Source organism: Frankia torreyi (assembly GCF_000948395.1).
GTDB classification, from domain to species: Bacteria; Actinomycetota; Actinomycetes; order Frankiales; family Frankiaceae; genus Frankia; species Frankia torreyi.
Window position 1 is genome coordinate 1 of record NZ_JYFN01000101.1, and the last position, 13,918, is coordinate 13,918.

Annotated in this window: 7 protein-coding genes and 4 pseudogenes; 8 read left to right on the top strand and 3 right to left on the bottom strand. The window is 67.3% G+C overall.

All coding sequences use genetic code 11. The features are described 5' to 3' along the window. Positions 1-13: 13 nt before the first annotated feature. Both FF36_RS33675 and FF36_RS39590 read left to right on the top strand, forming a co-directional pair. A pseudogene (locus FF36_RS33675) lies at positions 14-710 on the top strand (IS5 family transposase); the annotation flags it as partial. Between the two features lies 1 nt (position 711). Next, positions 712-822 (top strand): annotated as a pseudogene (locus FF36_RS39590) (hypothetical protein); the annotation flags it as partial. Positions 823-910: 88 nt separating this feature from the next. Here the strand turns inward: FF36_RS39590 and FF36_RS35185 are convergent. Continuing rightward, a complete protein-coding gene (locus FF36_RS35185; RefSeq protein ID WP_128423435.1) occupies positions 911-1,075 on the bottom strand; it encodes a tetratricopeptide repeat protein in 165 nt (54 codons plus the stop codon). Between the two features lie 141 nt (positions 1,076-1,216). On the opposite strand from FF36_RS35185, the gene FF36_RS30150 reads away from it, so the two are divergent. The 6 genes and pseudogenes from FF36_RS30150 to FF36_RS41330 all read left to right on the top strand — a co-directional run. Continuing rightward, a complete protein-coding gene (locus FF36_RS30150) occupies positions 1,217-2,602 on the top strand; it encodes an IS1380 family transposase (RefSeq protein WP_044888612.1) in 1,386 nt (461 codons plus the stop codon). 630 nt (positions 2,603-3,232) lie between these two features. Next, on the top strand, positions 3,233-6,394 hold the full coding sequence (locus tag FF36_RS30155; RefSeq protein WP_044888613.1) for a DUF499 domain-containing protein: 3,162 nt from the start codon (positions 3,233-3,235) through the stop codon (positions 6,392-6,394). Continuing rightward, positions 6,391-6,876 (top strand): DUF7680 family protein, encoded by a 486-nt coding sequence (locus tag FF36_RS31925; RefSeq protein WP_052681632.1) that lies wholly within the window; start codon positions 6,391-6,393, stop codon positions 6,874-6,876. Before FF36_RS30155 ends, FF36_RS31925 begins: the two co-directional genes overlap by 4 nt. A 7-nt stretch (positions 6,877-6,883) precedes the next feature. Next, positions 6,884-9,811 (top strand): DUF1156 domain-containing protein, encoded by a 2,928-nt coding sequence (locus FF36_RS30165; protein WP_128423436.1) that lies wholly within the window; start codon positions 6,884-6,886, stop codon positions 9,809-9,811. Between the two features lie 686 nt (positions 9,812-10,497). Next, the coding region (locus tag FF36_RS41325) for an SNF2-related protein (protein ID WP_422615129.1) at positions 10,498-12,281 on the top strand (1,784 nt) is incomplete at its 3' end. A gap of 1 nt (position 12,282) precedes the next feature. Next, positions 12,283-13,083: pseudogene (locus tag FF36_RS41330) on the top strand (helicase-related protein); the annotation flags it as partial. A gap of 13 nt (positions 13,084-13,096) precedes the next feature. Here the strand turns inward: FF36_RS41330 and FF36_RS39595 are convergent. Together FF36_RS39595 and FF36_RS33680 are read right to left on the bottom strand one after the other, a co-directional pair. Beyond that, the coding region (locus FF36_RS39595) for a hypothetical protein (protein WP_479686803.1) at positions 13,097-13,207 on the bottom strand (111 nt) is incomplete at its 5' end. Between the two features lies 1 nt (position 13,208). Next, a pseudogene (locus tag FF36_RS33680) lies at positions 13,209-13,905 on the bottom strand (IS5 family transposase); the annotation flags it as partial. Positions 13,906-13,918 lie beyond the last annotated feature (13 nt).

A 13,918-nucleotide genomic window follows, 5' to 3' on the forward strand; every position in this document is an offset into this window, starting at 1 on the left:
GATCATGGATGTGATGGAGAACAGCCTCGCTCAGCGGCTGGTCCCGGATGATCTGTGGGAGCTGGTGGAACCGTTGCTGCCCCGGTTCGAGTCCCGTCATCAGGGTGGGGGGACCGCGCCGCTCGAGGACCGGGTGGTGTTCACCGCGGTGGTCTACGTGCTGACCGCGGGCTGTGCCTGGCGGCATCTACCCACCGAGTTCGGGGTGTCGGTGCCCACGGCGCACCGGCGGTTCCAGGCCTGGACCCGGGCGGGCGTGTGGCCCCGGCTGCACCGGGCGATCCTCGACGCCCACGGGATCGTCGGGCAGGTCGACTGGTCGTCGGTGATCGTGGACGCTGCCAGCCTCCGGGCGAAAAAAGGGGAACTCTGACCGGTCCCAATCCGGTCGATCGCGGCAAAGCCGGCTCGAAAATTCATGTCCTGACCGACGCCGACGGCCTCCCGCTGGTCGTGGCGGTCTCCGGGGCGAACCTGCACGACAGCCACGCCCTCATCCCGCTGGTCGCCAGCATCCCCGCGATCCGGTCCCGGCGTGGGCCGCGGCGACGCCGACCCGCCAAGCTGCGGGCCGACAAGGGCTACGACTACCCGTACCTGCGCCGTTTCCTACGCCGGCGCCGCATCGCGGTACGCATCGCCCGACGCGGCGTGGAGAGCACCGAACGTCTCGGCCAGTACCGGTGGAAGATCGAACGGATGATCGCCTGNCTTGACGGGTACCGCCGGCTGGCCGTCCGCTACGAACGCAATGGCCATAACTTCCTTGGGCTCCTCTGCCTCGCCGCCGCGATCACCTGCTGGAAGAAACTCCCCACCTGAGACAACCTCTTAGCCATCGGCGCGGGGACGGCGGGCGGCCCGGCCAGCACTCCCGCCGTCCGCTGAGGGGTGGAGGGATTCTCCTCTCTCAGCACCCGCCGCCGGCGGGCCGGCGTATCCACCAACAGCACCGCGCCCCCTCATAGTCACCGAGGGAGATCAGTTGATCGGCCAGGTTGGCGGCGGCGGTCAGGGTATCGGGTTGGTCCTCGCCGAGGACCCGGCGCCGACGGGCCAGGGTGTCCTCGTCCACCCGCCCCGGCAGATCCCTAACCTCGGGCTTTCACCGGGATGATTGTCTGTTGGGGTGCCAGGAATAGGAAAGTGCTCCTGAGCTGGGAGGATCGGGCTTGCTGAGGACCTGACCCACCCCGTACCAAGGAGCACCTTCGCGGTGAAGACTACCGCCCTGTACCCGTCTGTCCGCGTGGACGCCGCCGGGCGTGGAATCGTGTCGCACGCGGGCGGGCTGATACTGACCGAGACGGTCCGGGCCAGCGGACTCGGGCAGGCGCTGTCGGCGGCGTTGGCGCGATGGCGGCCGGACCGGGCGGTGCACGACCCGGGCAAAGTGCTGTGTGACCTGGCGCTGTCGCTGGCGTTGGGCGGAGACTGCCTCGCGGACGTGTCGCTCCTACGCGCGGAACCAGCCGTGTTCGGACGGGTCGCCTCGGACCCGACCGTGTCCCGCACGGTCGACCGCCTCGCCGTCGACGTCGAGAAGGCGCTGAAGGCGGTCGACGCCGCCCGGGCCCTCGCCCGGGCCCAGCTGTGGGAACTGGCCGGCACGCACGCCCCGCACGCCGAGATCTCCACCGAGAATCCGCTGGTCGTCAATCTGGACGCCACCCTGGTCACCGCCCACTCGGAGAAGGAGAACGCCGACCGGACCTGGAAGAAGGGATTCGGGTTCCACCCGCTGTGGGCGTTCGCCGACCATGGTGCCGACGGGTCGGGTGAGCCGCTGGCGGTGCTGCTGCGACCGGGTAACGCCGGGGCCAACACCGCCGCCGACCACGTCACCGTGGCCACCACCGCACTCGCCCAGCTACCCCGGCGGCTACGCCGGGGCCGGTCGGTACTGATCCGGACCGACAGCGGCGGCGGCACGCACGCGTTCCTCGACTGGCTGCACCAGCGGCGGCTGGCCTACTCGGTCGGGTTCACCCTGCCCGAAAGCACCACCGAGCTGATCGCGAAGGTTCCCGCGGGGGCGTGGACACCCGCCTACGACGGTGACGGGCAGCCCCGCGACGGCGCGTGGGTCGCCGAGCTGACCGGGCTGATGGACCTGTCCGGCTGGCCGGAGGGCATGCGGGTCATCGTGCGTAAGGAACGCCCGCACCCCGGCGCCCAGCTACGGATCACCGACCCCGACGGCAACCGCGCCACCGCGTTCGCGACCAACACCCGCCGCGGGCAGCTCGCCGACCTGGAGCTGCGCCACCGCCGGCGGGCCCGCTGCGAGGACCGTATCCGCGCCGCGAAGGACACCGGTCTGACCAACCTGCCCCTGCACGACTTCGCCCAGAACAGGGTCTGGTGCGCCGTCGTGGCGCTGGCCCTGGACCTGCTCGCCTGGACCCAGATGCTCGCTCTGGCCTGCCACACCGCCCGCCGGTGGGAACCGAAACGCCTACGGCACAGGCTGTTCACCATCGCCGGACGCGTCGCCCACCACGCCCGCAAGACCGTGGTACACCTCCCCGCCCACCATCGGTGGGCAGCGCTGACCGTCCAGGCCCTGACCATCCTCCGTGCGCTGCCCGACCCCGGATAGCGCCCAGACCTGCCCTGCCCCGACGACCCGCACCAGCTCCGGCCGTGGACCGGCGCCCCAGCCCGCGCGACAGCGGGCCACCCCGTCACAGCCCGACCACACAACTCAACATCAAAAACGGGGCGGGACGACCGACAAACCGACCCAGCCACCAGGCGAAAGATCGAGGCTAAAGCTTGGTCAGCATGACGGCGAGGTTGGACGCGGAGCCCAGGGTGTCGGGTGGTCGTCGCTAAACGTAGTGGCCCTCGGAGAAGCTGCGGCGTACACCTGCTCGCCGATCGAGATCTGAAACGGGCGGGATCGAACCGTTGACCGACCTGGTCAGCCGCTCGGTCTGGGCTGGTCAGCCAGCCGGCAGACTGCTGCTGCCCCTGTCGGATCTCGCTACCGCCAGGGTCACCGCAGCAGCGGCCGGCGCCATCCACTGGCGCACGATGCCAGCCTGCCCACTGGGTGGCAATTACGCGACGTAGCGTGACAAGATAGCTATGTCATAGATGGCCGCCACACCTCCAAGCTCCCGGGTGAGCCTGGTCCGCTGGCTGGCGCGATGGGGGGGCATCTGCCGTGGCGTTGCGATCGGTTCGCGAGACCTGCGAGCCACGCAAGGACGTTCTGGCCGGCTCAATGAGCGACAACCAGTTCGCAGCCCAGCTAGACAAGGTCGTGCGGGACGCGGACGGCTACGAGGTCTACGGCGATCCGGACCGGTTCTTCACACTGACTTATCCGACGACCGGCCTCCGGGAACTGATCTCCAGGACGTTCGGCCGACTCGCCGAGGTGAAGGGCGCAGAGGGGGAGCATGGTGTCCTGCGTGCGGAGACGAGCTTCGGCGGCGGGAAGACCCACTCGCTCATGGCCGTCTACCACCTGGCACGTGGTGCCCGCCCCGCCGACATCGCCAACTTCGTCGACCCGTCCCTGCTCCCCGACGGGCCAGTGCAGGTCGCGGCGGTCGTCGGCGATGCACTCGACCCGATAAGCGGGCTGGTGACGAACGGGCTGACGACACACACGGTGTGGGGGGAGATCGGCGCACAGCTGGGCGCGAAGGCGCACGCGGTGCTGCAGGCAAGCGACGAAGCACGCACCGCTCCCGGGACCGAGACACTGCGCAAGGCGTTCGGTGGCCGCAAGACCGTCGTGATGATCGACGAGATCGCGCAGCATCTGCGGCAGGTCGCCGAGTCCGGGAGCGAGGAGGTACGCCGAAGCGCCGCGCAGATCCCGGTCTTCCTCAAGAACCTCTTCGAGGTTGCGATGGGCGACCGCAACACGGTCGTAATCGTCAGCTTGGCGGGAGCGGGCGACGCCTACGCGAAGGAGACCGCGCGGCTCGGAGCCATGCTCGACGAGAGCCTAGGTCACGCCGACCGTACCCGGGGTGAGGCGACAAGCGTCCTTGCTCGTTCCGGCTTCGTCATCGAGCCTGCGACGGACCGGGAGATCGCGGAGATCCTTAAGCGACGCCTGTTCGCCGACATTGACGCGGCTGCGGCGCGGGAGGCCGGCGAGGCGTACAGGGGCCTCTACGAGGCTGTGCACGGCGCAGTGCCGCTCGGCGGCGGAGCGGACAGCCCCGCTGCCTACGCCGAGGCGGTGACGGCCTCATACCCGTTTCACCCTGAGCTGATCCGAGTGTTGGACAAGCGGCTGAGCGGTATCCCGACCTTCCATCGGGCGCGCGGGGCGCTGCGCCTCCTTGCCGAGGTCGTCGCCGGTATATGGGAGACTGACGACGACGCGGCGATCGTGAACGTGGCCGACATCGACTTGGCCCGGCCCGCCGTCCTGAACAGACTCACCGTCGCGGTGGAGCGTGCGCCCTTCGCCGGGGTCGCCCAGGTGGACATCGCCGGCCCGGATTCGCACTGCGGGCAGGTCGACCAGACGCGTTTCCACGGCCGGCCGGCATATGCCACCCGGGTGGCACGCACCGTGTTCCTACACTCCCTCGAGCTGAAGGCGGGAGTCGGCGCCGGTCCGGCCGAGTACGTCCTGGGCACCCTCCGCCCGGGTGAGGACCCGGAGATCCTTGATGAGGCGCTGAGAGAGGCCGAGCGGGTCTGCTGGCACCTTACCTATGACGGCACGCGGTGGCGGTTCCACACCGAACCTAACGTCAACAAGATTGTCGAGGATGGGAAGCGGGACATCCCGAACACTCGGACGACGGAGGAGACAAAGGAACTCGTCCGCAAGGCATTCGCCAACGACAGCGGCATCCTGGCCGTCCCGTTCCCAGCGAGCCCCGCCGAGGTGGAGGACACGACACGGCTGCGCGTCGCCGTGTTCGACTACGACCACGTGTCCGTCGTGGGACGCCACGCCGGATCCCCTCCCCGGCAGGTACAGGAGATTCGCGAGCACGCGACGGCCGCCGGCCAGCTGAGAACGTTCCTCAACTCAGTCGTGTTCGTGGTCGCCGACGCCGAGGCGGTGGAGAACCTCAAGGACCAGGTCCGTGCTCGACTCGCCCTAGAGGCACTGCTTGCCGAGCCCGCGCGGATGGCGACCTTCGCCTCAGAGGTCCAGGCGAAGGTCAGCAGGATGTATGACGACAGCCTGTTGAACACCAGGATCGCGATAACACGGTGCTACAAGCACGTTTACTTCCCAGTACGGGACGCTGGTTCGGGGAACCTCACGCACCGCGAGCTGCCAGCGGCTCAGAAGGGGGACGCGGAGAGGAGCGCGGTCCGCACGATACGGAACCTGCTGGCGAACGAGGGCAAGATCCGCGATCAGCCGATCTCAACAGACTGGCTCCACGATCGCGCCTGGGCTACACCGGCCGCAACAACGACCAAGAAGGTCGCAGAGTGGTTCTGGCGGGACCCGGGCGCTCAAATCCTGCTCGACGCGACCCTGCTCACGGACGCGATCAAGAAAGGGATCACCCACGACGGCTGGGTCTACTACGACGCCGACGCAGGAAAGGCGTACGGCGCTGGCGGCCCCATGCCCGCGATCATGATCTCCGACACGGCACAGCTCCTAGCCGCCGCGGAGGCGGCCTCCCGGGGGCTGCTCGGTCGTGCCCCCACCGTGCAGGACGTGCTCGCAGTCGTTACGACCCAGATGATAGGACCGACTCTGCGAGCTGCCCTAGAACAGCGCTGCCGGAAGGAGCCGGCGAAGGCGCAGGTCGCCGACGTCCTTGCGGAGGCATTCCGGCAGAGCAAGCTAGTGGTGACCTCGGCCATCCCGGCGAGCGGGGTGAAAGCGCTCGGGGTCAAGGAGATCCGCGAACGATCGCTCGACACCTTCCATGTCCTCACCCGCAGCGAGGCTGACCGGCTTGGCGTGGTGATCGGTGACACGCGGCGGGTGACCCGCATCGACCCGAAGACCGGGCCTGCGGGCGTTGCCCTGACCAACTTCCGGGACGATCTTGTCGACAAGAACCGCCCCCTCGCGATGCTGCGTTTGACGGTGCAGGGCGACAGCGGCCGCGGCACTGGTGACCTCGACCTGATGACGATGGCACTAGCCCAGCTGCCCAAACACCAGATCACCGTCGCCGTCGACGTGACCGCGGAGCTGCCCGGCCTGGACGGCTGGGTCCAGGTCCACCTCAATGGCGACAAGATGGACTACCAGCAGGTCAGCGCCAAGCTCGCGCCGCTACTGAAGGCGGCCAGCGAGGTCGACGGCAGCATGGTGGTCAGCGTCGACTTCGGAGAGGCCGGTGTCGACGTCGACGATCCCGCCCTGGTACAAGTCGACACGGTGGTACGCAAACTCGCCCCGGCCGAGGTCACCCTCGATGGAACACTGGCGTGACCGCTGCCCGGACCCGGTTCGTGCCTGCCCGACAGGCACGAACCTTCGCCGTCCGGGCGTTCAGCCTGCACATCCTCCCGGCGTCCGGGCGGGATGGGTATGAGGGTTACGGAGTCAGGCTCGACGAGTCCTACGGCAGCCGGGAGCGCAGCCTGGCCACCACTGTCGCCACCGCCACCCCATTACAGACCTCCCGGATTCTTAGCGCCCTGCTCACCGCGGTCCGCGCCAGTGGTAAGCCTCACAGTGTGCTCTCGCCGTCCCGCAGACAGCCGGTCGTGCTCGACGAGGCGGCCGGCGTCCGGCTCGCCCTCACCCTCTTCGCCACGCAGAGGGTGACAAAGCCGACCAGGATCGGCGCGCTTGTCGCTGCGGTGGCGTCCATGAGCACGGAGGAGACCTACTACTGGTACGCGAAGGCCGTTGGACCCGACGCCGACCGAGTCCGCCGTGCCCTGCGTCTGTTCCTCGCAGCGGAGTGAGACCATAATGCTTCCCAGCACCACTGTGACCCCGCATGTCCTCGCAGAGGACTGGCTCCCGGTCGCCGAACTCGGCGTTGAGTCCCGCCGCGAACGCGCCGCCGCGAGCGCCCTGCCACCACTGTCCTTCCTACACGTGTGGTGGGCGCGACGCCCTCTCGTGGCCAGCGCGGCAGTAGTCCTCGCCGGGCTTCTACCCGCGTGGAGCAAAGACCTCGCCGAAGCGTTCCCGGATACCAAGCCCCTCGCGGACGAACACACCTACCGCCAGTGGCTCCTACACATGGTCGGAATCTGGGGCGACCCCATAGCCGCACGCAAGGCCTACGACGAAGCCGTGGCCAACAAGCGGCGAATACCCAACCCATACACCTATAAGCAGGCGTTCCGCAACCATCCGGACCGAGAAAACCTTAACCTGCTCGCCGCCGTGCTGAGCCACACTTGGGGAGAGGCGCCTCTCGTCGCCGACCTGACAGCTGGCGGCGGAAGCATTCCGTTCGCAGCCGCCCGCCTCGGAATGCGCACCTTTGCGAACGACTTGAACGGCGTCGCCGCCTGCTTGCTTCGGGCAGGCGTGCAGTTCCCGGCACAGTTCGGGCTCGGCATCCTGCCCGACCTCCAGCAGTGGGGTGGGAAGCTCGTCGGCCGGGTCCAGGACAGGATCTCGCGCTACTTCCCCTCCGGTCGGGACGGCCAGGTACTCACCTACATCTGGGCGCAGGCGGTGGCATGTCCTCGCACCGGCAAGACCGTCCCCCTGGTGCCCGACTGGAGTCTGCGTACAGACAAGGGCAAGGAAATCGCCGTCCGACTCGTAACGCATCGCGCGGGGCAGGAGCTTGACGAGCCCGAGTTCGAGGTCGTGGAAGGCGCCGCCATCGACTTTGACCCGCGCCGCGGCACCGTCCGCCGCGGCGACGGCCTCTCACCGTGGGACGGCCAGGTCATCGACGAAAGCTACATCAAGGACGAGGCGCAAGCGGGCCGCATGACGCAGGTCCTATACGCCGTCGCTGTCCGTCCTTCCAACGGTAAGCGGTCCTTCCGCATACCCACGGAGGCGGACCTTCACGGCTTCCGCGACGCAGAGTCAGCTCTGAACGACGTGGCGACCCGATGGGCACTAAACGACGTCATACCGGTCGAGGAGCTGGCAGAAAAGGGGGACCGAGGGCGGACGTCACGACCACGGCTATTCGGGATCACCACCTTCGCTCAGATGTTTAGCTCGCGCCAGCTCCTCGTACACGGAATATTCGTCGAGGAGTTCCGCGTGCTGGCGGCCGAGGTGCACGCGGCGATGCCAGCGGACCGCGCACAGTCAGTCCTGACGCTTCTTGGGGTGATGCAAGGGAAGGCTCTCGACTACAACGCAAAGTCAGCAGCATGGCATCAGTCCCGGCAGACGATTGCGCATGTATTCACGCGGCATGACTTCTCCTTCAAATGGTCCTTCGCGGAGTTCGAGGGAACCGCCCTTTACAAATGGGCGCTGGATCAGCTCCTCGACTCCTTCGGCGGACTTGCCAGGCTCCTTCATAACACCGGTGTAGATCTTGCCACCGGAGCCGCCCGGCATCGCGACGTAAGCGTAACGCAGGGGAACGCGGCAGACGTCCGCCCGCTGGCCGACGGGTCGGTAGCCCATCTGTGCATGGACCCGCCGTACTACGACAATGTAATGTACGCCGAACTGAGCGACTTCTTCTACGTCTGGGAGAAGCGCACGATCGGTCGGATCTCCCCGGACCTCTTCCCCACAGACACCGCCGACGCAGAGAACGAGGCCGTCGCCAATGCCTCGCGCTTCGTCCATATGGGACGGCGGATGAGAGAGCTGGCGGACGCGGACTATGAGGCGAAGATGACCGCGATCTTCGCCGAGGCGCACCGAGTCCTGCGGGATGATGGCGTTCTCACGGTCATGTTCACCCACAAGCGCGCGGAGGCGTGGGACACCCTTGGAATGGGTCTACTCCAGGCGGGATTTACCATCGAGACCTCTTGGCCCATCAACACTGAGGCCGAGCATTCGCTGCACCAGTCGGGAGTCAACAGCGCGGCCAGCACAATCATGCTCGTGTGCCGGAAACGGGCCGCTCCCACTCCCGGCCGTCGCCGCACCTATTGGGAGGACATTGAGGCTGAGGTTCGCCAGACCGCCCGGGATGCCGTGACGCGCTTCCGCGCCGACGGGATCGACGGCGTCGACCTGCTCCTGTCGGCCTATGGTCCGACCCTCGGCGTAGTGAGCCGCCACTGGCCCGTGTACAGCAGCACCGCGGACGAGAACGGCCGAGCCCGACTGCTGCGCCCCGAAGACGCGCTGACCGTGGCTCGTGCCGAGATCGTGCGGGTCCAGCGGGCACGTCTGGTCGGGCGCCCGGTCGAGTTCGACGCCCTCACCGACTTCACCGTCGCGTACTGGGACATGTTCAAGGGGCCGCTCACGACATTCGACGACGCGAGACGCCTCGCCCTCGCCGTAGGCGGACTCGATCTTGACGAACTGCAACGGGCAAAGATTCTGGAGAAGAAGGCCGGAATGGTCACTCTCCAGCCCCCTGGGAAACGGTTGCGCACCCGTGGCGCAGACCCTGACCTACCCGGAGTCCGTGTAGACGCCGAGTCCTTCCTTAGCCTGGTTGACGCTGTGCACACCGCCTGCCACATCGCGGAGGAAGACGGTCTGGGGCGGGCGAAAATGTTCCTGGAGCGGACCGGGCTCATCCGAGACTCCCGCTTCACCGCGGTGGTGCAGGCACTAGTCAACACAGTTCCCCGTACGAAGGTCAAGGACGACTTCGTGCTGTCGCTCGCCAAGTCCTTGGACCGGCTTGTCGCTTTCTGCATGCACGACGTGCTGCTTCCAGAAGAGGAGCACACCACGCCGAAGGAACAGGGCGATCTGTTCCTCGGGATCGCGACATGACCATCTCAGGGCCGGTTGAGCCCCAGANCCNCCCNCCATCGGACTTCACCGCCGTACCATTGCAGCCGTCCTACTCGACGAGCGAGCAGCCCCTGGCTCGGTTCTACGTACCGTTGCTGGCACGCGCCACCGAGTACCACCGTCTCGTCGGCTACTTCAGCTCCACCGTGCTGGCCCGCGCCGCCGCTGGCTTCGCCCCCTTCGTCGCACGCGGCGGCACAATGCAGCTCGTCGTCGGCGCCCAGCTCACGGAGGAGGACGTCGACGCGGTCCTGCACGGCGAGCCGCTGGANCGGATCGTCGCGGAACGCCTGACCGTCGCTCCGCTGGACGACGGTGTCGACATAGTCACCCGTGAGCGACTGCGCGTGCTCGCCTGGATGCTCCGGGAGGGTCGGCTCGACATACGCGTCGGCGTTCCCGTGGACCGCAACGGAGCACCGCTGCGGACCGAGGAGGCCCACCGCTACTTCCATTCCAAGTACGGGCTGCTCACCGACGCACGAGGCAGGCAGGTCGCGTTCATCGGCAGCGATAACGAGACCATCTCCGGCTGGACCGGCAACCACGAGACTCTCCACGTGTACTGGTCCTGGAACCAGGAAGTCTGGTCCATCTACGGCCAAGACGTGACGCGCCGATTCCAGCGGCACTGGGACGGTCTCCCCGACGCCGGCTGGACGGTCATGGCCGTGCCCGACGCGGTCCGACAGGCTCTAGTCGACATCGTCCCGGCTGGTTGGCACCCGCCCCTCCGCGACCCCGACCCACGGCTACGCATCCCCACCAGTGACAGCCACGACGCTACAGAGACCGACTCGCAAGCCACCCTCGCAACCACTGAGGAGGAGGGTGACGACGGCGCGACCGTCGACCTCGAGGAGGCCCAATCTGTGTTGCTCGATATCCTCGACGCACCTTTGAGCCGCACGTTCGTCGGCCTGACCAGCGCGACGGTCGTCCCCCTCCCCCACCAGGTGCGGATCGCCGTCCGCGCCGTCGAGACGTTCCCGCGCGGCTACCTGCTCGCCGACGAGGTTGGTCTCGGCAAGACGGTCGAGGCCGGCCTCATCCTGCGCGAGCTGCTGCTATCCGGGCGGGCACGGACGGCGCTGCTTCTCGTGCCGGCGAGCGTCCTGCGCCAGTGGCAAGAGGAGCTACACGAGAAGCTCGCCCTCGACGTCCCCCGCTACGACCGGGGCCAGTTCCGCGACCGTCACGACAACGAACTCCAGACCATCCCAACAGCGAATCCCTGGTCAGCGTTCCCGGTGCTCCTCGCCTCCTCTCACCTTGCACGCCGTGCCGACCGGTCGGAGCAGGTCCTCGCAGCTGGCCCGTGGGACATTGTGATCGTCGACGAGGCCCACCATGCCCGCCGCCGCGGCCTCAAGGCAACCGGTAGCCCGAACCGGCTGCTCACGCTCCTGCAGACGATGCGTGCCGCCCAAGCGTGGAAAGCCATATACCTCGCGACCGCGACCCCCATGCAGATGGCTCCGCACGAGGCATGGGACCTCATCGAACTCCTCGGTCTGCCGGGTGCCTGGGGCGAGTCCGCCGACCAGTTCGTCCGCTACTTCAGCCATCTGCGTCGCCCCGCCGAGGAACGGGACTGGGTGCTGCTAACCCGGATGCTGCGCGACCATCTAGACCAACCAGACGCACCGCAGGACGAAACGCTTCGTGCGAAGGTCATCGCCGAACTTGGGCCAGCGAGGTCGCGTTCAGTCCTGCGCCTGCACGAGCCCCCTCCACCGACCCGCCTTCGGATCAGTGGTTGGACCGCGACGCAGCAGCGATGCGCCGACGACTGGCTGCAGGCGCACACACCGATGCGCGACCGCGTCTTTCGTAACACCCGGTCGACCATGCGCGACTACCAGCGCCAGGGTCTGCTTCCCGCCGACCTCGTCATCCCACGTCGGCACGTCCACGATGAGTTCATCGACCTCAGTGGACCCGAACGGCAGCTCTACGACCGGATCGACGCCTACATCCGTCGCTACTACAACGCCTACATGCAGCAGGGCGGAAACCCGGCGTCCCAGGCTCTCGGCTTCGTGATGACCGTCTACCGGCGGCGGCTCACCAGCAGCTTTTGGGCCGTGCGCAACTCTCTCGCAAGGCGCCGAGACAACCTCACCGCAGGCGGACACCTCGCCATCGGCACGCTCCTGGACGCCGACGACACCACCGTAGCGGAAGATGACGAGACTGCCCCGCCCGACTTGCAGTCCACCCTCCTCCCCCACGACGTCCTCGCTCATCTCCGCGACGAGGTCGCTGAACTTGAAGCATTCATCGCGGGCATCGACGCGCTCGGCGGCCACGACTCGAAGGCCCAGCAACTCGACCACGACCTGTCCGAGGCGATCGCCGCTGGCTACGACAGCGTCGTGGTGTTCACCCAGTACACCGACACCATGGACTTCCTCCGGACGAGGCTCGCCGGCCTCTACCAGCGGGTNGCCTGCTACTCCGGCCGCGGCGGTGAGCAATGGGACCCCGCCACCGGCACCTGGCGGCAGGTGAGTAAACCGGAACTCAAACAACGTTTCCGCGCGGGCGAGGTACGCATCCTCCTCGGTACCGACAGCATGAGCGAGGGACTCAACCTCCAGACCAGCGGCCGCCTGTTCAACTACGACATGCCGTGGAACCTCATGCGCGTCGAACAGCGGATCGGCAGGATCGACCGCATCGGCGCCGGTCACCCCGTCGTGAGCATCAGTAACTACTATTACGCCAACACCGTTGAACAGCAGATCTACACCAGCATCAAGGCCGACTTCGGCGACTTCACAGAGATCATCGGGGACGCCCAACCCGTCCTCGCAGCCACCGAGGAAGCCATTCGCAAGGCTGCGATGCAGCCGACAGCCGCAGCGACCAGCATCGTCATCGCGGAGCAGGTCCGCAGCATCCAGAACCAAGTGGTCCAGGCGACCGGCGGCGACGTCCGACTCTCTGACTCCGAGGAGCCCGCCCCACTGATCCCTACACTCACTCCCAGCGCAACACTCGCCGACCTAGAAAAGACTCTCAATAGCAATCCCCTTACCGGCCAGTACTTGCATCCCGTCCTGGAATCCGAAGAGCTGTACCTTCTGACACTTCCCGGCCGCCCGCATCGGCACGTTACCTTCAGCCGCGATCTTGCGAACAGCTCTCAGCTCGACGTCGATCTTCTCACCTGGGGGAGTCAGGCACTGAACGATCTCCGCAGAAGCGTCCCTCCACCAGCCCCAGACTCGACCGCAGTCCCGTGATTTAGAGGTTGTCTCAGGTGGGGAGTTTCTTCCAGCAGGTGATCGCGGCGGCGAGGCAGAGGAGCCCAAGGAAGTTATGGCCATTGCGTTCGTAGCGGACGGCCAGCCGGCGGTACCCGTCAAGNCAGGCGATCATCCGTTCGATCTTCCACCGGTACTGGCCGAGACGTTCGGTGCTCTCCACGCCGCGTCGGGCGATGCGTACCGCGATGCGGCGCCGGCGTAGGAAACGGCGCAGGTACGGGTAGTCGTAGCCCTTGTCGGCCCGCAGCTTGGCGGGTCGGCGTCGCCGCGGCCCACGCCGGGACCGGATCGCGGGGATGCTGGCGACCAGCGGGATGAGGGCGTGGCTGTCGTGCAGGTTCGCCCCGGAGACCGCCACGACCAGCGGGAGGCCGTCGGCGTCGGTCAGGACATGAATTTTCGAGCCGGCTTTGCCGCGATCGACCGGATTGGGACCGGTCAGAGTTCCCCTTTTTTCGCCCGGAGGCTGGCAGCGTCCACGATCACCGACGACCAGTCGACCTGCCCGACGATCCCGTGGGCGTCGAGGATCGCCCGGTGCAGCCGGGGCCACACGCCCGCCCGGGTCCAGGCCTGGAACCGCCGGTGCGCCGTGGGCACCGACACCCCGAACTCGGTGGGTAGATGCCGCCAGGCACAGCCCGCGGTCAGCACGTAGACCACCGCGGTGAACACCACCCGGTCCTCGAGCGGCGCGGTCCCCCCACCCTGATGACGGGACTCGAACCGGGGCAGCAACGGTTCCACCAGCTCCCACAGATCATCCGGGACCAGCCGCTGAGCGAGGCTGTTCTCCATCACATCCATGATC